Source organism: Brevundimonas sp. (assembly GCF_044239655.1).
Classification (GTDB): domain Bacteria; phylum Pseudomonadota; class Alphaproteobacteria; order Caulobacterales; family Caulobacteraceae; genus Brevundimonas.
Genome location: NZ_JBIIAY010000053.1, coordinates 1 through 20,736 on the forward strand (window position 1 = coordinate 1; position 20,736 = coordinate 20,736).

General features: G+C 68.4%; 17 protein-coding genes. 8 read left to right on the forward strand and 9 right to left on the reverse strand.

The window, feature by feature from the left end; translation table 11 throughout:
* Positions 1–153: 153 nt before the first annotated feature.
* The 4 genes from ACILQR_RS08880 to ACILQR_RS08895 all read left to right on the forward strand — a co-directional run bounded on the left by ACILQR_RS08880 (position 154) and on the right by ACILQR_RS08895 (position 4,850).
* Complete coding sequence (locus ACILQR_RS08880; RefSeq protein WP_271145519.1) at positions 154–495, forward strand: YMGG-like glycine zipper-containing protein; 342 nt, start codon at positions 154–156, stop codon at positions 493–495.
* A 129-nt stretch (positions 496–624) separates the two neighbouring features.
* A complete protein-coding gene (locus ACILQR_RS08885; RefSeq protein WP_395651085.1) occupies positions 625–1,077 on the forward strand; it encodes an OmpA family protein in 453 nt (150 codons plus the stop codon).
* A 118-nt stretch (positions 1,078–1,195) separates the two neighbouring features.
* Positions 1,196–3,343, forward strand: a complete 2,148-nt coding sequence (locus ACILQR_RS08890; protein WP_395651086.1) for a protein-disulfide reductase DsbD family protein — start codon at positions 1,196–1,198, stop codon at positions 3,341–3,343.
* Between the two features lie 25 nt (positions 3,344–3,368).
* A complete protein-coding gene (locus tag ACILQR_RS08895; RefSeq protein WP_395651087.1) occupies positions 3,369–4,850 on the forward strand; it encodes a S41 family peptidase in 1,482 nt (493 codons plus the stop codon).
* Between the two features lie 3 nt (positions 4,851–4,853).
* On the opposite strand, the gene ACILQR_RS08900 is transcribed toward ACILQR_RS08895, so the two are convergent.
* The gene (locus ACILQR_RS08900) at positions 4,854–5,537 is read right to left on the reverse strand and encodes a Fe2+-dependent dioxygenase (RefSeq protein WP_395651088.1); all 684 of its coding nucleotides are present in this window, start codon (positions 5,535–5,537) and stop codon (positions 4,854–4,856) included.
* Between the two features lie 148 nt (positions 5,538–5,685).
* Here ACILQR_RS08900 and ACILQR_RS08905 point away from each other — a divergent pair, with 148 nt between their 5' ends.
* Together ACILQR_RS08905 and recQ are read left to right on the forward strand one after the other, a co-directional pair.
* On the forward strand, positions 5,686–7,965 hold the full coding sequence (locus ACILQR_RS08905; protein WP_395651089.1) for a TonB-dependent receptor: 2,280 nt from the start codon (positions 5,686–5,688) through the stop codon (positions 7,963–7,965).
* Positions 7,966–8,883: 918 nt separating this feature from the next.
* Complete coding sequence (gene recQ, locus ACILQR_RS08910) at positions 8,884–10,779, forward strand: DNA helicase RecQ (RefSeq protein ID WP_395651090.1); 1,896 nt, start codon at positions 8,884–8,886, stop codon at positions 10,777–10,779.
* On the opposite strand, the gene ACILQR_RS08915 is transcribed toward recQ, so the two are convergent.
* Complete coding sequence (locus tag ACILQR_RS08915; protein WP_395651091.1) at positions 10,760–11,644, reverse strand: alpha/beta fold hydrolase; 885 nt, start codon at positions 11,642–11,644, stop codon at positions 10,760–10,762. The two genes, recQ and ACILQR_RS08915, sit on opposite strands and share 20 nt — an antisense overlap.
* Before the next feature lie 116 nt (positions 11,645–11,760).
* Between ACILQR_RS08915 and ACILQR_RS08920 the strand changes: the two genes are divergently transcribed.
* Positions 11,761–12,261: a surface-adhesin E family protein gene (locus ACILQR_RS08920; protein ID WP_395651092.1), complete on the forward strand. Its 501-nt coding sequence runs from the start codon at positions 11,761–11,763 to the stop codon at positions 12,259–12,261.
* Between the two features lie 309 nt (positions 12,262–12,570).
* On the opposite strand, the gene ACILQR_RS08925 is transcribed toward ACILQR_RS08920, so the two are convergent.
* Together ACILQR_RS08925 and ACILQR_RS08930 are read right to left on the reverse strand one after the other, a co-directional pair.
* Positions 12,571–12,930, reverse strand: coding sequence for a DUF6481 family protein (locus tag ACILQR_RS08925; protein ID WP_292152493.1), 360 nt, complete (start codon positions 12,928–12,930; stop codon positions 12,571–12,573).
* Between the two features lie 250 nt (positions 12,931–13,180).
* On the reverse strand, positions 13,181–13,369 hold the full coding sequence (locus ACILQR_RS08930) for a hypothetical protein (RefSeq protein ID WP_395651093.1): 189 nt from the start codon (positions 13,367–13,369) through the stop codon (positions 13,181–13,183).
* 461 nt (positions 13,370–13,830) lie between these two features.
* Between ACILQR_RS08930 and ACILQR_RS08935 the strand changes: the two genes are divergently transcribed.
* The gene (locus ACILQR_RS08935; RefSeq protein ID WP_395651094.1) at positions 13,831–14,910 is read left to right on the forward strand and encodes a cell wall hydrolase; all 1,080 of its coding nucleotides are present in this window, start codon (positions 13,831–13,833) and stop codon (positions 14,908–14,910) included.
* 298 nt (positions 14,911–15,208) lie between these two features.
* Here the strand turns inward: ACILQR_RS08935 and nadC are convergent, their stop codons facing one another.
* The 5 genes from nadC to nadA all read right to left on the reverse strand — a co-directional run bounded on the left by nadC (position 15,209) and on the right by nadA (position 20,575).
* The gene (nadC, locus tag ACILQR_RS08940; protein WP_395651095.1) at positions 15,209–16,069 is read right to left on the reverse strand and encodes a carboxylating nicotinate-nucleotide diphosphorylase; all 861 of its coding nucleotides are present in this window, start codon (positions 16,067–16,069) and stop codon (positions 15,209–15,211) included.
* Positions 16,066–16,626, reverse strand: coding sequence for a Uma2 family endonuclease (locus ACILQR_RS08945; RefSeq protein ID WP_395651096.1), 561 nt, complete (start codon positions 16,624–16,626; stop codon positions 16,066–16,068). Before ACILQR_RS08945 ends, nadC begins: the two co-directional genes overlap by 4 nt.
* Positions 16,627–16,673: 47 nt before the next feature.
* Positions 16,674–18,197, reverse strand: a complete 1,524-nt coding sequence (locus ACILQR_RS08950) for an L-aspartate oxidase (RefSeq protein ID WP_395651097.1) — start codon at positions 18,195–18,197, stop codon at positions 16,674–16,676.
* Positions 18,194–19,078 carry a metalloprotease gene (locus ACILQR_RS08955; protein ID WP_395651098.1) on the reverse strand — a complete coding sequence of 295 codons (885 nt, stop codon included), beginning with the start codon at positions 19,076–19,078 and terminating at the stop codon, positions 18,194–18,196. The genes ACILQR_RS08950 and ACILQR_RS08955 overlap by 4 nt, the downstream gene beginning before the upstream one ends.
* Before the next feature lie 417 nt (positions 19,079–19,495).
* Positions 19,496–20,575, reverse strand: coding sequence for a quinolinate synthase NadA (gene nadA, locus ACILQR_RS08960; protein WP_395651099.1), 1,080 nt, complete (start codon positions 20,573–20,575; stop codon positions 19,496–19,498).
* Between the last annotated feature and the right edge of the window lie 161 nt (positions 20,576–20,736).

A 20,736-nucleotide genomic window follows, 5' to 3' on the forward strand; every position in this document is an offset into this window, starting at 1 on the left:
CCATTTTCACCCCGCCGGCCCCCCAAGGACAGACTATGGCATCGTTCTGACCGCGCATAGGGAGGGAACCTGTGCCATAATCCAGCGTTCTCCCCCTCGGGGCGAACATAGGGCCCTGAACCGGGCCTCATCCGGGATGAAGGATCAGAGATCATGAACAAGGCAATCATCGCCATTGGTGCCGCCGGCCTGCTGGCTTCCGCCTGCGCCAGCGACCCGTACGGCACACCGAACCAGACGGTCCGCCAGGGTGCCATCGGCGCCGGCCTCGGCGCCGTCGCCGGTGCCATCATCGGCAACAACGTCGGCAGCGGTAACGCCGCCACCGGCGCTCTCATTGGTGCAGCCGCCGGCGGTGCCGTCGGTGCCATCCGCGGCTCGCAACAGGACCGCAACAACCAGCAACGCTACCGCGATAATTCGGGCAACTACTACTACTGCTACGACGGCCGCCAGAATGAGTGCTACTGGGAGAACGGCCAGCGCCGCCAGTAGTCGTCGTCAGCCTCGCGGCTGATACGAAGATGTCTTGAGGGCGGTGCGTCGGGACGGCGCGCCGCCCTTATGGCGAGATGAACTGGCCTGTGCGGCCTTTGGGAGATGCGGACGATGGGGCGGGCTGGCATGATGAGGGGCGTGATCGCGATGGGCCTGCTGGCCGTGGGGCTGGCGGGTTGCGGGACGGCCAGGGGGATGCTCGACCGGGGTCCGGTCGTGGCGACGGCATCGACCTGCATTCCCATGAAGTTCGAGATCTATTTCGCCGACTCCGAGGCGCGGCTGACCGAACCGGCGCGTCAGGCGATCGGCATGACGGCGACCCAGCTCCAGGGTTGCGACATCAGGTCGGTGCGGGTCATCGGCCTTGCCGACGCGCGCGGCGGTGCCGCGGCCAATCAGGAACTCTCGGCCCGACGCGCCACGGCGGTGGTCGAGGCCCTGGAAGGCGCCGGCTGGCCCGCGCCCCTGTTCGATATCACGGCCGTCGGTGACGAGGGCGCCGCCGATCCCAACGGCATTCGCGAACCCCTGCGTCGGCGCACTGAAGTTCTGGTCGAGGCCGCGCCCCGTCTCTGATCCTCATGGCCCGTCGGCTCGACCGCACGGCGAGCCTGAGGCGTTTCGGCGCGATGGCGCAGGCGCGGGCGGCTGGCTATAGGTCGCATCCCGCATTCCTGCGCCGGACCGTCGCCCCTTGCGCCTGCTTCTGCTGTTCCTCACCGCCTGGCTGACGCTCGCCGCCCCGGCGGTCGCCCAGCCGACCCAGATCGGCCCCCAGAGCACCGAGCGGATCGAGGCGGAGCTGGTACCCATGTCGGCCTGGGCGGCACCCGGCTCCACGGCCATCGTCGCTGTCCGCCAGAAGATCCAGCCCGGCTGGCACACCTACTGGCGCAATCCCGGCGACTCCGGCGGTCCGACCACCCTGTCGTGGAGCCTGCCTCAGGACGTTCGCGCCGGCGACATCGTCTGGCCCCTGCCGCAGCGCCAGCGGCTCCAGGGCCTGACCAACTATGGCTATGAGGGCGAGGTCTTCCTGCCTGTGCCGGTCGAGATCCCCGCCTCGGCCCGACCGGGCTCGATGGTTCGCCTGACCGTCGAAGCCGGCTTCTTCGTGTGCAGCGACGAGATGTGCGTCCCCGACACCCTGACCCTGACGCTGGACCTGCCGATCCGCGAGGGCGCGGCACCCCTGGCCGGAGCCTGGGGCCGAAGGGTCCAGTCGATCGTCGAGACCGCCCCCCGTCCCGGCGGGATCACCGCACGCGCCACCCTCGACGGCCAGACCCTGCGGCTGACGGCGACCGGTGGGCCCCTGCCCGGCGCCGACCTGACCCAGGCGGCCTTCTTCCCCTATGACCCCGACGTCATCGACCACGCCGCCGCCCAGTTCGGCCAGCGCGGGCCGCAGGGCGTGACCCTGTCGCTCGCTGTCAAACCGGGCATGTTCGGCACGGGCCTCGCAAAAGGCCCCGTCATCGGCGTCCTCGCCACCGACGCCGGGGCGTGGGAGATCACCGCCGAACCGGGCCCACCCTTGCCGGGCGCAAGCGGCACCGGCGGCCTGACCGCCATCCCCGACGCCTTCGGCCAGACCACCGGCCCCGGCACGACGACCTGGACCGCCGTGCTGCACGCGGCCCTGCTCGCCTTTCTGGGCGGGCTGGTGCTGAACCTGATGCCCTGCGTCTTCCCGGTCCTGGCCATGAAGGCCGCCTCCCTGACCCGGGCCGCACATGATCCGGCCGAGGCCCGCCGCGACGGCGTTCTCTTCACCGCCGGGGTTCTGGCCACCTTCCTCGCCCTGGCGTCGGTGCTGCTGGCCCTGCGCGCCGGCGGTCAGGCCATCGGCTGGGGCTTCCAGCTCCAGTCCCCGGCCGTGGTCGCAGGCCTGGCCCTGCTGATGCTGGCGGTGGCGCTGAACCTGTCGGGCACTTTCGAGATCGGCGCAGGCCTTCAGCGTCTCGGCGGATCCCGGCTGTCCCGGCTGTCGGGCGGGGCAGGGGCCTTCTTCACCGGCATGCTGGCGGTCGTCGTCGCCGCCCCCTGCACCGCTCCCTTCATGGCCTTTGCGCTCGGTGCCGCCCTGCTGATGCCCGCGCCCGCCGCCCTCGCCGTCTTTCTCATGCTGGGCCTGGGTCTGGCCCTGCCCTATCTGGCGATCAGCCTGTCGCCCGGCCTGCTGCGCCGCCTGCCGCGCCCCGGCCCGTGGATGGTGCGGCTGCAACGGCTGCTGGCCCTGCCCATGTTTGCCACGACCCTGTGGCTGGTCTGGGTCTTCGCGCGCCAGACCGACGGAGCCGCCAACGCCTGGCTGGCCGCCGCCTGCGTCGTCGGCACCATTGCCGCCGTCGCCATCGGGCCGCTCGCCGAGAAGATCGCCCCCCGTCAGCGTTGGGCCCCCATCGTGGGCGGTCTCGGCATGGCCGTCGCCCTGATGCTGGCGGTCCTCGCCGTCCGTTCAGCCCCCGCGCCGGACGCCGAACGTCCCATCCCCGCCGACGCCTGGTCACCCGCACGGGTCGATGCGGCGTTGGCCCAGGGCCGACCGGTCCTGGTCAACTTCACCGCCGACTGGTGCGTCAGCTGCAAGATCAACGAGCGCACCGCCCTGTCCACCGCCTCGACCCGCCGTGCCTTGGAGCGATCCAACGCCGTCTATCTGGTCGCCGACTGGACCCGCCGCGACGACGTCATCGCCGCCGAACTGGCCCGCCACGGACGGTCGGGCGTGCCGCTGTATCTGGTCTATCATCCGAACGCGCCCCGGCCGCGTATCCTTCCTCAGTTGCTGACCGCGGGGGTGGTCGCCGAAGCCCTCCAGACCCCGGGACCAGCCTAGACCGCCATCGTCCGGAGCCTGCCCCATGTCGCCGCTGAACCGCCGTCGCCTGTTGCAGCTGTCAGGGGCGGCTTGCGTCGCCGCCGTCACGCCCGCCTGGTCGCGCGATCTTGCCGACGACTGGAGTCCCGACGTCGCGATCTTGCGCCAGGCCTGGGAGACGATGCATCCGGGCCTGTATCGCTACAGCACCCCCGCCGAGATCACCGCCCGGCTGGACGATCTGGCCCAGACCTGGCGCAGTCCAGCTTCGTTCCGCGAGCGGTTCCTGGCCCTGTCGCGGGTCACGGCCTCGGTCCGCTGCGGCCATACCTACGCCAGTCCGTACAACAGTCCCCGTCCGGTGGCCGACGCCCTGTATCCCGACCGGTCGCTCGTGCCCTTCCGCTTCCGCTGGATCGACGGGCGGATCGTCGTGACCGACGACCACAGCACGGGTGCCGTCCTGCCGCGCGGCAGCGTCGTCACCGCCATTGATGGCCGGGACACCCGCGCCCTGCTGGCCGAACTGATTCCGCTCGCCCGCGCCGACGGCGGCAATGACGCCAAGCGGATCAGCCTGATGGAGGTGCGCGGCGACGACCGGTTCGAGACCTTCGACATCCACCTGCCGCTGATCCTGTCGCTGAGGGACGAAGCGGTCTTCACCCTGGCCGACGGCCGCCACGTCACCGCGCCTCTGCTGACCCTGGCCGAACGCCAGGCGAAGCTGTCACCGGCGTCCAGTCCCACCGGCGACGCCAATCCCTGGACCCTGACGTCGCGCGACGACGGCGTCCGCATCCTGACCATGCCGGGCTGGGCCCTGTATAATTCCGATTTCGCCTGGGAAGACTGGCTGGGCCAGACGATGGACGGTCTGACCGAGGACGGCGCGCGCGGCCTGATCGTCGACCTGCGCGGCAACGAAGGCGGGCTGGACTGCGGCAACGTGATCCTCAGTCGGCTGATCGAACGCGACCTGCCCCTGTCGCAGGACCAGCGCTGGACCCGCTATCGCCGCGCGCCCGAGGCCCTGCATCCGTATCTCGACACCTGGGACAAGAGCTTCCTCGACTGGGGCGAGGCGGCGCAGCCGTCCGATGACCGTCCGGGCTTCTATCGCCTGACCCGCTATGACGACGACGCCGCAGGCTCGGTCATCCGGCCTGAGGGGCGGCGTTTCACGGGGCCGGTCGTGGTGCTGTGCGAAGCCTCCAACAGCTCGGCCACCTTCCAGTTCGCCCGTACCGTCCAGGCCAGCGGTGCCGCGACCCTGGTCGGCCAGCCGACCGGCGGCAACCTGCGCGGCATCAACGGTGGGGCCTTCTGTTTCCTGCGCCTGCCCACCTCGGGGCTGGAAGTCGACCTGCCCCTGATCGCGACCTTCCCCGCGACGCCCCAGCCGGACGCCGCCGTCCGGCCCGACATCGCGGTGGCCACGACGCCTGAGGACATCCGTCTGGGCCTCGACCCCCAGATGGCCGCCGCCCTCGCCCTGATTGCAGGGCGCCGCACGGCCCGCTGATCTCTAAAGCTCGCCCCACCTGCGCAGCAGGTTGTGGTACAGGCCGGTCAGGCGGATGACCTCGGGATCGCGCCCGCCGTGCCGGGCCGTCAGGGCCTGGACCGCCCCGTCCAGCTCGAACAGCAGCCGCCGGTCGCCGTCGTCGCGCACCATGCTCTGGACCCAGAAGAAGGAGGCTACCCGCACCCCGTGCGTCACCGGCGTGACCTCATGCAGGCTGGACGCGGGATACAGCACCATGTCGCCGGCCGCGAATCGGACCCGCTGTTCGCCGTATGTGTCCTGGATCACCAGTTCGCCGCCGTCATAGGTCTCTGGGTCGCTGAGGAACACAGTCGCCGACAGGTCGCTGCGGATGCGGAAGTCGGATCCGGCCTGGGCCCGGACGGCGTTGTCGACATGGACCCCGAACGCCTCCCCGCCCTCATAGCGGTTGAACAGGGGGGGATAGACCTTGAACGGCAGGGCGGCCGAGACGAACAGCGGGCTCTGGCCCAGCCGGTCCAGGATCAGGCTGCCGGCCTCGCGCGCGGCGGCTGAGCCCTCGGGAAGTTGGCGATTGACCTTGGCCAGGGCCGACTGATGGCCCGAGGTCGCATTGCCGTCGGTCCAGTCGGCGGCGTCGATCAAGCCGCGCACCCGCGCCACATCTTCAGGCGACAGCAGAGCGGGAACACGGACCAGCATGAGGAAAGACCCTGACGACGACGAGGTGACGCACAAACATCGCACCATCGTTTTTGTGAATGGTTCTCATTGACAGACGTATTGCAAAGCCGCAATCGAGCAGCCGTAAACGCGACTTATTCGCAAGTGCAGCTCAAGGCCCTCCCTGATGTCCTCCTCCTCGCCCCGCTCAACCGCCGTCTCGACCCTCGCCTTCGCCATGCTGGGCGGTGCCATGCTCTCGGCGACGCCGGTCCTGGCCGAGACCCGCGCGCCGGATGCGCCGGTGACGACGGCCCCCGACGTCGACCTGCAACAGGCGACCGAGCTGGACGCCGTGGACGTCAACGGCCGCCGCCTGCGCCGCGAGCCCGCCTCGCCCGAGTTCGTCGCCCCCCTGGTCGATACGCCGCGCTCGGTCACGGTGATCTCGCAACAGGTCATCGAACAGATCGGCGCCACCTCGCTTCAGGATCTGCTGCGCACCTCGCCGGGCATCACCTTCGGTGCCGGCGAGGGCGGCCAGCCGCTGGCCGACCGTCCCTTCATCCGGGGCCAGGCCTCGGGCAACAATTTCTTCGTCGACGGCATCCGCGACACCGGCGGGCAACAACGGGAAGTCTTCAACCTGGAGCAGGTCGAGATCATCAAGGGACCGGATTCTGTCTATTCCGGCCGGGGCTCGGGCGGCGGCTCGATCAACCTCAGCTCCAAGGCGCCGCACCTGACCGACTTCACCAATGTCTCGCTGGGTGCCGGCACCGACAACTATTTCCGCGGCACGATCGACCAGAACTGGCAGATCGGCGAGACGGCGGCCCTGCGCCTGAACGTGCTGAGCGCATCGGCCGACATCGCCGGTCGCAATTCCGTGGACTACGAGAAGCTGGGCGTGGCGGCCGCGCTGGCCGTCGGCCTGGATACCGACACCTCGGCGACGTTGAGCCTCTATTATCTGGATGCCGACCAGATGCCGGACTACGGCATTCCGCTGTTCACCAAGATCGGGGTCCGCACGACCGAGACCGGCATTCTGGACGTCCCATACGACAGCTTCTACGGCCTTGAGACGCGCGACTATCTGAACAACGAGACCCGCTCCGCCACCTTCGAGATCGAGCACCGGCTGCTGCCCAATCTGACCCTGCGCAACGTCACCCGCTATTCCGAGACCCTGAACGACTATGTCGTCACCAATCCGGGCGACGGCGGCAACATCACCAACAACGGCGCGGCCCTGATCAACGGGGTCTACTGGATGAAGCGGGGGCTGAAGTCGCGCTGGAACCCGACCGACACCCTGGCCAACGTCACCGAACTGTTCGGCACGGCCCAGACCGGATCGCTGAAGCACAGCTTCGACCTCGGCCTGGAACTGACGTCGGAGGAGAACCGCAACGCCTCCTATACCGTCACCACCACGAGCGGCTCGGCCTGCCCCGCGCCCCTGACCGGTTTCGACTGCACCCAGGTCTATAACCCGAACCCGAACGACCCCTGGACCGGCACGATCGTCAGGGGCGTGGTCAGCGACTCGACGACCCAGACCCTGGGCCTGTTCGCCTTCGACTCGATCGAGATCGGTGACAAATGGCTGCTGAACCTCGGCGTCCGCTATGACGAGTACAGCGCCGAAGGGACCAATGCGACCGGCACGCCGACAGCGCCCGTCTATACCCCGGCCCCGCACGGCGACTGGGACTTCGTCAACTATCAGGTCGGCCTGGTCTACAAGCCGACGTCCAACTCCAGCGTCTATGCCTCGTATGCCACGTCCTCGACGCCGCCGACCATTTCGGGCGGGGACCAGAACGCGGCCGGCACGGCGGTCAACGTCCTGCTCGATCCGGAAGAGAGCACCAGTTTCGAGATCGGCGCCAAGGCCGCCCTGTTCCGCGAACAGCTGCAACTCAGCGCGGCGGTGTTCCAGACCAAGCGCGAGAACGCCGTGGTCCTGGTCGATGTCGGCATCTCGGCCCAGGTCGGCGAGGTCGAGGTCAAGGGGCTGGAAATCGGCATCTCCGGCAACATCACGCCCCAGTGGCAGGTGTTCGGCGGCTATACCTACCAACAGAGCGAACTGGTCCGTGGCGCCTACAATAACGTCAACACGGGCGATCCCCTGGCCAACACGCCCGAACATAACGTCAGCCTGTTCTCGACCTATCGCGTGACGTCCAAACTGACGGCCGGCGGCGGTGTCTACTATGTGGGTGAAAGCTTCGGCGGCAACCAGGGCGGGGCCGGCGGCGGGGCCAACCGCATCTATGCCCCCGACTATACCCGCGTCGACCTGTTCGCCTCCTACGACCTGACCGACCGGGCGACGCTGCAACTGAACGTCCAGAACGCGACGGACGAGGCCTACATCCTGCGCACCAACGGCGTCCACCACGCCGACCCCGCCCCCGCCCGCTCGGCCACCCTGGCGCTGAACGTCCGGTTCTAGGGGGCCTCTCCTCCCCGTCGGCCGCTTGGCCGATGGGGAGGTGGCGCGGCGCTTCTTCAGCGCCGTGACGGAGGGGGCGACGAGGTCTGTCCGGTGGGGACTCTCTAAGCGGTCGAGGTCCATCCGGCAGCCCTAATTCCAGTCACCGAGTCTCCCCCTCCGTCTCCTCGCAAGAGCTCGGATCCACCTCCCCATCGCTGCGCGACAGGGAGGAGACGGCTTGTCCGACGCCCCCAACTTTCAAACTTCAGCCGACCAATCCCTTGCCCCGCAACGGATTGCAGATTTCTGACCCCTTCAAACCCGCCCAGGTACCGGCCGCAGCTATACTGCTCTTCGTCCCGTCGCGGGGAAGGGCGCAAGGCCTTGCGATCTTGTTGCGGCGGGGGTGTGTGGAGCGGGATCGGACCGGGGATGCCGGCGCAGTTCTTTCGGGAGCTTCGTCGCCCCGGACCGTCAAAGGGTCTGGCGCAGAGAGTCGGATCGTTCAGGGGACGGGCACGCAAGGTGCCCGCCCTCCCGCCGGGGGCGCGGTAGCGGCAAGGGGTTAACACCCCCGCTGGTTCGGGAGACCGAGCCGTACAGCTCCCGGATAACCACGCACGCGGAGCGTTCGTCTTTCGCCGAAACGGTATTTTCTATTCTTTTCCGGGCGGGAGCCCGGGCGCTCCGCCGGCCCTTCCCATGACTTCAGCGAGAGATCGCGTGAGGGCGAAGACGGCTGGGAGGCAACGGGCAACGGGCAACAGGCAACAGGCAGCAGGCAGCAGGCGCAGCGTCACAGACCGTGTCATATCCGGCAGATCTCGGCATTCTGCACAGCGCCTCCTCTATTGCCTGCTGCCTGCTGCCTGTTGCCTGTTGCCTCACTCCAACCCATCCCGTGACACCCCGGAACGGATCGGGCACAACCCGCCGATGCTCCCCGACTCAATCCTGCGCGATCCACCGGCCCGGCCGGGCCTGGACCAGGCGCGCGCGGTGCTGGACCGGGTCTGGGGTCATGCCGATTTCCGGGGGCTTCAGGCCGGGGTCGTCGAGGCAGTCATGGCCGGGCGCGACGTCCTGGCGGTGCTGCCGACCGGCGGGGGCAAGTCGGTCTGCTATCAGATCCCGGCCATCCTGCGTCCCGGCCTGGGTCTGGTCGTCTCGCCCCTGATCGCCCTGATGACCGACCAGGTCGAGGCGCTTAAACAGCAGGGGGTGGCGGCGGCGCGGCTGGATTCCGGTGTCTCGATGGACGACCGATCCGCCATCTGGCGGGCGGCACGGGCGGGCGAACTGGACCTGCTGTACGTTTCGCCCGAAGGCCTGGCGTCCGGCGCCCTGCTGGATCGGTTGCAGGAACTGCCCCTGAGCCTGATCGCGATCGACGAGGCCCACTGCGTCTCCCAGTGGGGCCACGACTTCCGCCCCGACTACCGGACGCTGGGTCGCCTCGCCGAGATCTTCCCGGGCGTGCCGCGCATCGCCGTCACCGCCACCGCCGACGCCCGGACCCGCGACGACATCCTGCGCTCCCTGCGGCTGGAGGGTGCCGAGGTCTTCGTCGACAGCTTCGCCCGGCCCAACCTGCAACTGTCCGCCATCCGCAAGGAAAGCGCCTCACGGGCCAGGACCGACGCCGCCGTCATCGACCTGGTGCGCCAGCGAAAGGGCCGCTCCGGCGTGGTCTATTGCGGATCCCGCGACGGCTGCGACCGGGTCGCCGAGGCCCTGCGCAGCGCCGGCACCAACGCCATCGCCTATCACGCCGGCATGGATAACCGCGAGCGGGACCGGCGGCTTGAGCGGTTCCTGGCCGAGGACGGCGCGGTCATGGTGGCGACCATCGCCTTCGGCATGGGGGTCGACAAGGCCGACGTCCGCTTCGTCATCCACGCCGATCCGCCGGGCAGCCTTGAGGCCTACTGGCAGGAGATCGGCCGGGCCGGGCGCGACGGCGAACCGGCCGAGGGCATCACCCTGTACGGCCCCTCGGACATCGCCTGGACCCTGAAACGGCTGGAAGGCCGCCCCATGGCCGAGGAGGTCAAGGCGGTCCAGACGCAAAAGGCGCGCCGCCTGTTCGCCATGCTGGACGGCGCGATCTGTCGGCCCCAGGCGGTGCGCCGCTATTTCGGAGAGGCCGGGGCCGAACCCTGCGGCGTCTGCGACGTCTGTGCCGACCCGCCCCTGATGTTCGACGCCTCCATCCCGGCCCAGAAGGCCCTGGCGGCGGTCCAGCGTCTGGGCGGCCGGTTCGGGCGCGGTCGGGTCGTCGATCACCTGCTGGGCAAGACGAAGGAGGTCCAGCCCTGGGAAGCCGCCCTGTCCACCTGGGGCATCGGCAAGGATACGTCTCCGAACAGCTGGCGGGACATCATCGACCACCTGCTGTTCGAGGGCCTGCTGCTGGAGGACCCCAACGACGGCAAGCCCCTGCTGGGGCTGGGCGACCCAGATGCCGTGCGGGCCGTCTATCGGGGGGAACGGACGATCGAGGTGCGCCGCGCCCCCGCCGGATTCGACGCCTCGACCCGGTCGGGCAATCCACGCGCCGGCCGCGTTCGGAACGATCGCAACGCCGCGCTCGAAACCCTCGACGCCGACGTCCGCGCCCGGTTCGAGACCCTTCGCGCCTGGCGCCGCGACCGCGCGTCCGAACAGCACGTCCCGCCCTACGTCATCTTCCAGGACAAGACCCTGCTCGAGATCGCCACCCGCCAGCCCCGCGATCTCGACGCCCTGGCCGCCCTATCCGGCGTCGGTCAGTCGAAGGTCGAACGGTATGGAAAGGCGGTACTTGCCGCCCTTACTGAAGGAACCGGTTGAGGGCCGCCATGAAACGGGCGGGCTGATCGATCATGACCATATGTTCGGCGCCCTCGATAGGCTCGAACCGGGCAGGACGGGGCAGGTTGCGGTAGCTGTCCCGGAACAGGCGGTCGACACGGGCGCGGGGCGAGGCGTCGTCGGGGCTCCAGCCATAGACCACGGTGACCGGGGCCCGGACGGTCGGCAGGCGGGCGCGAAGGTCGGTGGTCATGACCTCATACAGGCCCTGCGCCAGGGTTCGGCGGTCGCCGCCCTGCCAGCCGACCGAGTTGAACAGACTGTCGGACGCCCCGCCCAGCTGGTCGCCGATCGCCGTGCCCTGCATCCGCAGCGCCTCGTCGCCGAGAAACGTCAGCGCCTGATAGGCGATCCGGGCGAGAGGCTCGACATCGCCGACCGTGGCCCCCGGACTGATCAGGGCCGGAAAGAAGGGGGCGGCATCCACCACCATGACCCGTCCGATCCGGTCACCCCCGTCCGCCGCCATCCTGAGCGCGACCAGCCCGCCCAGCGAATGGCCGACGACGGCCGGCCGGTCGAGGCGCCGGTCGGCGACATAGCGACGGACCTCGTTCGCCGTCGGACCGATCACCGCGCCCTGCGCATTGCCCGCCGGGGCGATGTCGCCGAAGCCCCGGATCGAAACCAGATGCACCCGGTACCGGTCATCCAGCCGGTCGGCCGTCCGGCGCCACACCTCGCTGGTCGAGGCCAGGCCGGGAATCAGGATGACGTCGGGCCCCTGACCCTGGACCGTCACCACGATCCGGTCCGACTGGAAGGGTGCGTCCGCCGTCTGTGCCCGGGCCAGGACGGGAACCAGCGTCAGGATCGCAAGAAGGGCAAGGAACAGGCGGGTCATATCAAGGCCCCTAACGCGCGATCGTGGCGGAAGTCGCGCAGCCATCGTTGCGCTTGCCAACCGGGCCGCACGCTGATGATATCGCCACAACGACAGGGGCGTCAGGGGAAACATCCATGCGATCCACATCCGTCATCATCGCCACGCTCGCAGCCTTGGCGGCCGGCCCTGCCTTCGCGCAGGAAACGCCGCCGCCCGCTGCGCCTGCCCCGGCACAGGAGGCGCCGGCCGCACCTGCGGGCGAGGACTGGAACGCGGTGTCGCGCAGCGCCACCCGCGTCTACATGGTCGATGTGTCCAGCCTGAAGCTCACGGGCGACATGACCTCGATCACCCTGGCCCGCGTCCCGCTCAGCGCGGAAGTGGCCGGCGACCAGAGCCACATCACCGTCGAGATGGAGTTCAAATGCCGCGCCAAACAGTCCCGCGCCCTGGCCGAGACGGAGCATGACGCGGCGGGTGCCGTGACCGGGCGGTACGAGCTCGGCGAGGACTTCACGCCCTACGACGAGAACTCTCTCGACAGCTATATCGCCACCGTGGCCTGCGAAGGGGCCCGGGGCACGCCGCCGACCTATCCGTCGATCAAGGCCTTCATCGACGCGGGCCGCCGCTGACCTAGATGTTCAGTCCGATGTGAGGTGTTCTGGCATTCGCCCGAAGCGGCTGGGTTGATCTGTCCAGGCTTTGCAGATGGCCTTGAAGGTCTCGCGCCCGAAGACGAAGTGTCGCCCTTTCCGCTTCCTGACAATCTTGCGGTTTGGTCCATACGGCGCGGCGATCTCCGCGACCTAAGCCTTCGATCGCTGTATCGCCGCTCGGAAAGCGTGCGTGGTCGTGGCGCAGCCATGGAGAACTTGTCCCATAATCCATCCCGGTGTGTGCACACAGCTAGACTGAGTTCCCGACAATCCGGGACTGAACGTCTAGCGACGCGCCTTGCGGGCGGCGTAACGGGCGTCGCGGGCGGCCTTCTGTTCTTCCTTGGTCAGCTGCTTGCGCTCCTTGCGGGCGGCGCGCTTCTCGGCATCGACCGCTTCCTGGGACGCGGCCTCGGCGGCCAGACGCGCGGCTTCCTTCTCGGCCTTCTCGCGGCGCTGCTCGGCCTTGGCCAGTTCATGCTGCTGACGAAGCGCTTCCTTTTCCTCGGCGCGCTTGAGGGCGAGCTTCTCGAATTCGGGGTCGGGCGCGGCGGGCTTCGGCTTGAACTTGGCCAGAAGGGCCTTCTTGGCCTCCTGCTGAGTGCTGATGCGATCGCTGAAGCCGGTTTGTTTGAGGTCTCTCATGCGTAGGGTCGGGCGTCCTTGGTCAGATCAATGGAGCGACCGGCGGCGGATGCGGCGGATCGCAGAGGGTGTCAGGCGTGGCTCACACGGCCCGGGGCGCTGGCAAAGCGGAAACCGGGCCGAAAATCAAGGTTTGCCGTCCGCTAAACGACAAGTCAGGCCCCTATGAGGCCGGCCGTCATCGCGAAAGCACGCCTCAACCGACGGCCTTGACCCATATGGGTGCCGTTTACCCGTTTTGAAGGGCCGGCTATCGGTTGGGCTTCTGGGCCTGACCTATCGCAGCGCCCGCAGCCCCGCCGACGGCCGCCCCGACAGGTCCGCCCACGATGGCACCGGCTACCGCGCCGGTCGCGGCCTTCTGTTCGATCGTATGGCCACAGGCGGCCAGAACGGCGGCACCGGCGAAGAGGGTGGCGTACAGGATGGGACGTTGCATGGAGGGTCTCCCTGAATGGTCCCGCTTCAACGTGGCGTTCCGGAGACGGTTCCGTCGCCTGAAAGCCACAGCAACCCCTATCCTGCGCCAACCGCCGAAGACAACATATCCGAAGGGCGAGAGTTGATCATCCGACCCACGGCGATACCCTGAGTTGATCAGAGCAATGCCAATACAGTATCGGTCATTCGGACTGATGCATTCACTCTGGCCGTCTCGAACATCTTGGATCGGATGCACTGATGGGGCCTGAAATTGCTGCGCCGCACCGCTTCCTTGCGAATCAAACACATTGAGGCCATAAATGGGTGGCTTAAGGCGCGGCCTCGTCGGTCGGCCCTAACGCTGATCGTCGAGTTTCCGCGTGTCCGGGGCTCGTGCCTTGGCTTCGCGTGATCTGCCCGGGGGCTGCGTTTCTCGCCCTGCTGAACAGGACGACGCCTTTGTTTCAGGACCCATCCGTGCTGACCGACGCACCCTTCGATCGCAAGGCCCGAATCCGGCCGGCGACCGCAGCGGCGCTGTTCGGAGCTTTGATGGGTCTTGTGATCGGGTGCGCCTATCTGGGCGGGTCGGTGGCCAAATCGACGACACTCCGGGCCCAGGCCGAACGCCTGGACGGTGCCACCTCCGCCGGCTTCACCGAAGAGGCCCTGGCCGCCGCCGCCGGGGGCCTGGACGACAGCGCCCTGACGATTGCGCGCCGACATGATCCTTACACCGTCGCCGGTGCCGCCCAGCGCGACCGCCAGGCCGCCCTGCTGACCGCCCGCCTGGAACAGCTGCGCGGCGTGCCCGCGGAGACCGCCCTGCGCCGGGTCAGCCTGACCACTGATGCGGCCCGCCCGTTCCGCCTCGGCAATGCGCTGGACGCCTCGCGCGATCTCGAATGCCTGACCCAGGCCGCCTATTACGAAGCGCGTGGCGAGGGTTCGGACGGGATGCAGGCCGTGGCCCAGGTCGTCCTCAATCGCGCCCGCCACTCGGCCTTCCCCAACAGCGTCTGTGGCGTCGTCTTCCAGGGGGCCGGTCGTCGCACCGGTTGCCAGTTCAGCTTCACCTGCGACGGATCGATGCGCGGCCGGGTCAATCCGGCGGCCTGGAACCGCGCCCGCGACGTGGCGTCAAAGGCCCTGTCCGGCACCGTCTATGCCGCCGTCGGCAATGCGACCCATTTCCACACCACCGGCGTTTCGCCCGGCTGGCGCAACTCTCTGATCCGGGTGGGTCAGGTGGGCCAGCACCTGTTCTATCGCTTCGGCGGCCGTTCGGGATCCAGCGCGGCCTTCAGCTATGCCGCCCGCCCGTCGCTGGCCGGGGATCGTTCGCAGCTGATGCAGGCCAGCCTGAACCCCGCCGACACCGCGCGTCAGGTCGGTCAGGCCGTCGCCTATCAGGCGCTTCTGGCCCAGGAAGGCCGCGCTGCGCCCGAGCCTGCGACGCCGGCCCCCGAGCCCCGCGTCGAGGTCGCCCCTGCACCGACACCGCCGGCTCCGGTGACCTCGGCCGCCCTGGCCCCGACCGCCTCGCCCTCGGCCTGAGCGCAGTCAGCCTGCCGTCAGCGCTGATGGACCCGCCACCGGGCCGTCATGTTCCGCAACAGATCGCCGTAGCGGCTATTGGGTTCAGGATTGGGGTCTGCATCGCGCGGCCGAGCTTGTTCGGCATGCCCGAGTGGATCAGGGTGGCTGACGCGGTTCGCTTCCCCGGCCGACGAACGATCCCGACCCGCCGGATGGCGGCGTTCCTTTGATATCTTCGGGGTTCTGATCATTCCGGGGCTCCATGCGTCGGCACGGACAACCCGCAGCCCCGGCCCCTGTTCCAGACCGCCGGTCTTCAGACGGCGTCGAGACCGATGTCCAGCACGCTCGCCGAATGGGTCAGGCCACCGACCGAGATGACATCCACACCGGTTCGGGCGATGGCCCCGACGGTCGTCAGATTGACCCCGCCCGAGGCCTCCAGCGTCACCCGACCCGCCGTCCGCGCCACCGCGTCGCGCAGCATCTCCAGGCTGAAATTATCCAGCATGACGACATCGGGACCACGCCCCTGATCGACCAGGGCCAGCGCCTGATCCAGCTGGGCCAGTCCATCGACCTCCAGCTCGATCTTCATCAGATGGCCGGCCATGGCCCGGGCCCGCGTCACCGCCGGTTCGACCCCGCCGCAGACCACGACGTGGTTGTCTTTGATCAGGATGGCGTCATCCAGGCCGAAACGGTGGTTGATCCCGCCGCCACAGACCACCGCATGCTTTTCAAGCGCCCGCAGGCCCGGCGTGGTCTTCCTCGTATCCGCGATCCGCGCCTTGGTGCCCTCGACGGCCCGGACATAGTCCCGCGTCAGGGTGGCGATCCCGCTGAGCCGGCCCAGCAGGTTCAGCCCGGTCCGCTCGGCCGACAACAGGGCCCGCGCATCGCCCTCGATCTCGGCCAGGGCCGTGCCCGCCTCGAACGCCTCGCCATCGGCGACATGCTCGGTGACGGTCGCCGCCGGGTCAATCGCCAGCACCGCCAGCCGCATGCAGCCCATCCCGGCCAGGACGCCCGGCTTCCTCGCCCCGACGATGGCCCGCATCCGCGACCCCGCCGGGATACAGGCCTGAGCCGTCACATCGCCCGCCCGACCCAGATCCTCGGCCAGGGCCATGCGCACGACCGGATCGATCATGATGTCGGGAAGCTGGCGGATCATGCGGCAGGAAACAGGTCGGCGAGGACGATCTCGATCTGGGGCGCAAACAGCGGGCTGACAGTGCCCCCGGTCACGGTCTGGATGTCGGCCCATTCGCCGTCGGCACGGGGACCACGATAGACCGTCACCGACGCCTGTTCCGGCTCGACGATCCACAGTTCAGGAATGCCCGCCCGCGCATAGAGCGGTGCCTTGACCGTCTTGTCCGCGTCGGCGGTGGAGATCGACACCTCGACCACCAGCACGGCATCGGCCGCTTCGTAATATTTCTTTCGTTCGGTCCTGCGGACGACGAACACATCGGGCTCTGGCGCGCTGTGGTTCCCGATCCTGAGCGTGCCTTGGGTCAGAACCTTGAAACCAGATTCCGTCAGGCCTCGCACGGCGATCCCGAGACCCACCGTCAGATCACTGGTCACATTGGTGTGGTCGAAACCCTGCGGTGCCATATGGACGATCACCCCTTCGATCAGTTCGACCCGGCCGTGCTGGTCCGCAAACACACCGGCATGGTCCATCCGCTCATAGTCGTCGAAGTCGAACAGAAAGGGTCTCATCCCTTCCGCCACGCCCAGAATGTTGTGCCGGTCAGCCATGGTCGGGACTATGCCCAACCCGCCGCGCGAGGCAAGGCAGATTCAACCTCCGGCTTTACGAGGCGCGTGTGTCGCGCCGTTGTGAAGGTCTCGGTGACGTCCGACCGATAGTGCCCGCCCCGGCTCTCGCGCCGCTCCAGAGCCGCCTCGGCGATGAGGCGCGAGACCACGAGCGGCAGGGCCGATCCATGCGCGGCCTCAATTCCGTCGATGCGCGCCAGAAGTCGCGTCAGTCCCGCCGCGTTGCGCACGACGCCTGCCTCTGCACTCATCGCCTTGCGAAGTTCGAGCAGGGCTTCAGCGGGGAGATGGGCCATCGCCGGCGTCGCGCCGACAGGCGTTCCTCCGACCGTTTCCGCCGCCGCCATCCGCCCGGTCCGCCGCCCGAAGGCTGCGGCCTCCAGCAGGGAGTTGGACGCCAGCCGGTTGGCCCCATGCACCCCGGTCGCGGCGCATTCGCCGACCGCGAACAACCCCTTCAGGCTGGTCCGGCCCTCGGGATCGGCGGCGATCCCGCCCATGTGATAGTGGGCCGCCGGAGCCACGGGGATCGGCTGGACGCGCGGGTCCAGCCCCGCCGCAATACAGCTGGCGAACACCGCCGGAAACGCCTGCGGGAAGTGATCCCCGATGGCCGTCCGCGCGTCGAGGAAGGCCCCTCGGCCCTCGGCCCTTGCCTGATGGACGGCTCGCGCTACCACGTCGCGCGGGGCCAGATCGGCATCCGCGGCCGGGCCGAGAATGAATGCACCGTCCCGGTCGATCAGCCGCGCCCCGTCACCCCGCAATGCCTCGGTCGCCAGAGGCATGGGATCCAGGCCGACGTCGATCGCGGTCGGATGAAACTGCACGAACTCGGGATCGAGGATTTCCGCCCCCGCCAGCCAGGCCAGGCCTAGCCCCTCGCCCAGCAGGGCCCGTGGGGTCGTCGTTTCACCGAACAACCCGCCTGCACCGCCCGTGGCCAGCACCACGGCCGTCGCCAGGACTTCGACCCGGTCACCGCCCCGTTCGATCACCGCCCCGACCACCCGGCCGCCGGCATCCTGGATCAGCCCGGTCAGCCGACCGTCTTCCCAGACCGTGATGTGCTCTGCCGCCCGCGCCGCGATGGCCAGGGCCGACAGGATGGCTCGCCCCGCCCCGTCGCCGCCGACCCGTGCCACCCGCGCCATCGAATGCGCCGCCTCGCGCGACACGGAAAACCCGCCGTCGGCCTCGCGGTCGAAGGGCGCGCCCAGCGCCGCCAGCCACTCCACGGTCGCCCGCCCGTCGTCGGTCAGCACCTCGGCCGCATGGTGATCGACCAGACCGGCACCCGCCGCCTCGGTGTCCTTCAGGTGCAGGGCCGGGGCATCCGATGGCGAAAGCGCTGCCGCCACTCCTCCCTGAGCCCAGGCGCTGGACGCCGCTTCCAGCAGGGGCGTCGGCGACACGACCAGAACCCGGGCCGGCGCGGACTCCAGCGCGGCCGAAAGCCCGGCCAGTCCCCCGCCGATGATCAGGGGACCGTCGTGATGAAGGCGGCTCATCGCGTGAAGCCCAGATAGTTCAGGCCAAACGCGAGCGATCCCTCGATCGACCCCGCCAGCGGCGTCAGGGCCGCCACGGCCACGGCCGCGCAGGCCGCCAGACTGGCCAGAAACAGACCGACGCTGAACCAGGCCTCGCGGACGGTCAGCACCCGCCCGCCTTCCTGCGACAGGCCGCGCTTCAGCGTCCCGACCACGGCGATGCCCAGCACGATGGCCAGGAAATAGAAGCCGTTCAGCAGACCCCAGGCGACGCCCACCAGTCCGACGATGACCAGGGCGATCTTGTCCAGACCGGGATGAACCTTGGCCATGACCGGCCCGAGCGCCCGCGACCCGTCCAGCGGCGGGGCCGGGGCCAGGTTGATCAGATTGACCATGGCGATGGCGAAGGCCCCGACCAGCCAGTCAGGTTGCCGAGTCAGCGCGAAGATGCCGAAGAAGGGAACGGCTGCGAGCAGGCCGAACAGCGGCCCGGCCAGGGACATCTTGACCCCGTCCCACTGGCTCTGCGGTGGCCGCTGGCCCCGCGCATAGCCGCCGAAGAAGGGCACCACATAGATCCGCGCCGGCCCCATGCCGTACCGGTTCATGGCCAGCACATGGCCGTACTCATGTACGAACAGGCCGACGATCACCGCCAGAGCAACGATCCAGCTGCCGCTCACGAACCAGATGAACCCCGCCAGCAGGGCCGTGGACACGATGGCCCAGACGGGGTGCTGTCCCTTGTCGAGCGGCGCGACATCTCCCACCGGTGCCTGGGCCTTTTCGACCCGCACCCCGATGGGCCCGAGCCGCCAGGATTTGACTTCGCGCGACGGTTCAGAGGCCGGGGGACTGGAGCCATCCCGAGCGCCCCAAGGGCCCGTGTTACTCATATCCTGCGTTCTTTCGGCAATCAAAGACGCCGGTCGCGTCTAGCTGTTCTGGCCAGATGACCTCGAGTTTGCCCGACGTGGTCCGAATAGCCACGCCAGAAATCGGATCAGTGCCGCCAGTGCGCCAACGAGCGCACAGAAGGCGAAGATGGCTGGAGCCGCCCTGATTATGAGCGGCGGACTCTGCAATCCGACCGCTACCAGAACTGCGGCGATCCCTGTGGGGGCGAAAAGGAAGACAGCCACTGAAACTCCGGACGCAACGGCGATCGAGAGTGCTTCGGCCGCTCCAGCAGCTTCGAGAACGTTTTTGCGTGAGCGGGCCTTTTTCATCCAGTCGAGTCTGGGCGATCAAGCGAATTCTTACAAGTGAAGGTTGCCGGGTCGGAGCGACATTTGGCAGGGCGATTGGGCTCATCAGATCAGCTCCACGGCGACATGGTGCTTCGCCTTCACCAGGTCGTACCGCGCCGGGATCGCGGGTGGCGGCAGGTCGATCATGCGCTGGACGGCCAGGGCCGCCTTGACGATCATGTCTTCCGGCACCGTCACCTCGAACTGCATGTGCAACAGGCAGTCGCGGATGTTCTCCAGCGTGATCCGCTTCATATAGGGGCACATGTTGCACGGACCGATGAAGTCGACCTCGGGCACGTCGCCCTTGATGTTCGACGCCATCGAGCATTCGGTGATCAGCACCACCTGTTTCGGCTTTTTCGCCATCACATAGTCGGTCATCGCCGCCGTCGATCCGGCGAAGTCGGCGGCCGACAGGACGTCTTCCGGGCATTCGGGGTGGGCGAGGATTTCCGCGCCGGGATAGGCCGCCCGCATCTCCCGGATGTCCTCGCCAGTGAACCGCTCATGCACGATGCAGCGGCCCTTCCACGCGATGATGCCGACGTTCGTCTGCGCCGCCACATTGCGCGCCAGGAACTCGTCGGGGATCAGGATGACCCGATCGACGCCCCATTCCTTCGCCGCCCACTCCACCACCTGGACGGCGTTGGCGGATGTGCAGCAGATGTCGGTCTCGGCCTTCACATCGGCGGTGGTGTTCACATAGGTGACGACCGGCAGGCCCGGATAGCGCTGCTTGATCAGCCGCACGTCCGCCCCCGTGATCGCCTCGGCCAGCGAGCAGCCGGCCTTCAGGTCGGGGATCAGCACGGTCTTGTCAGGGCTCAGGATCTTGGACGTCTCGGCCATGAAGTGGACGCCCGCCTGGACGATCACCTTCGCCTTGGATCGCGCGGCCTCCTTGGCCAGGCCCAGGCTGTCGCCGACATAGTCGCCGACCCCGTGAAAGATCTCTGGCGTCATATAGTTGTGTGCCAGGATGACGGCGTCGCGTTCGGCCTTCAGCCGATTGATCTCGACGATCAGCTCGGCCTGGGCCGGCCATTCGATCGGCGTCACATGCGACTTGACCTTCTCCCACACCGGCGCGGTCGCGCGTTGCGTGCTTTCCGAAAGTCCGAACATGCCGTCGGCCATCGCCGTCTTCCTCCGGCGAACTCCGTCGCCTCCCGACTTATGCTCAATGTGAACATAAGAGCTTTCAATGTAGGCCGATGACCGGGGGATGCAAGAGGCGCGGCGCGTCAACGGCACCGCTCGACGGCACCCCCGCGCCCCTCTACAACCGCCGTTCCCCG

Bases quoted from the DNA above. Each gene is read 5' to 3' on its own strand.
- ACILQR_RS08955 (WP_395651098.1), bottom strand. From the start codon at position 19,078: ATGAGTAACACGGGCCCTTGGGGCGCTCGGGATGGCTCCAGTCCCCCG.
- nadA (WP_395651099.1), bottom strand. From the start codon at position 20,575: ATGGCCGACGGCATGTTCGGACTTTCGGAAAGCACGCAACGCGCGACC.
- ACILQR_RS08895 (WP_395651087.1), top strand. From the start codon at position 3,369: ATGTCGCCGCTGAACCGCCGTCGCCTGTTGCAGCTGTCAGGGGCGGCT.
- ACILQR_RS08925 (WP_292152493.1), bottom strand. From the start codon at position 12,930: ATGAGAGACCTCAAACAAACCGGCTTCAGCGATCGCATCAGCACTCAG.
- ACILQR_RS08885 (WP_395651085.1), top strand. From the start codon at position 625: ATGATGAGGGGCGTGATCGCGATGGGCCTGCTGGCCGTGGGGCTGGCG.
- ACILQR_RS08880 (WP_271145519.1), top strand. From the start codon at position 154: ATGAACAAGGCAATCATCGCCATTGGTGCCGCCGGCCTGCTGGCTTCC.
- ACILQR_RS08920 (WP_395651092.1), top strand. From the start codon at position 11,761: ATGCGATCCACATCCGTCATCATCGCCACGCTCGCAGCCTTGGCGGCC.
- ACILQR_RS08945 (WP_395651096.1), bottom strand. From the start codon at position 16,626: ATGAGACCCTTTCTGTTCGACTTCGACGACTATGAGCGGATGGACCAT.
- ACILQR_RS08930 (WP_395651093.1), bottom strand. From the start codon at position 13,369: ATGCAACGTCCCATCCTGTACGCCACCCTCTTCGCCGGTGCCGCCGTT.
- ACILQR_RS08915 (WP_395651091.1), bottom strand. From the start codon at position 11,644: ATGACCCGCCTGTTCCTTGCCCTTCTTGCGATCCTGACGCTGGTTCCC.
- ACILQR_RS08900 (WP_395651088.1), bottom strand. From the start codon at position 5,537: ATGCTGGTCCGTGTTCCCGCTCTGCTGTCGCCTGAAGATGTGGCGCGG.
- nadC (WP_395651095.1), bottom strand. From the start codon at position 16,069: ATGATCCGCCAGCTTCCCGACATCATGATCGATCCGGTCGTGCGCATG.
- ACILQR_RS08950 (WP_395651097.1), bottom strand. From the start codon at position 18,197: ATGAGCCGCCTTCATCACGACGGTCCCCTGATCATCGGCGGGGGACTG.
- recQ (WP_395651090.1), top strand. From the start codon at position 8,884: ATGCTCCCCGACTCAATCCTGCGCGATCCACCGGCCCGGCCGGGCCTG.
- ACILQR_RS08905 (WP_395651089.1), top strand. From the start codon at position 5,686: ATGTCCTCCTCCTCGCCCCGCTCAACCGCCGTCTCGACCCTCGCCTTC.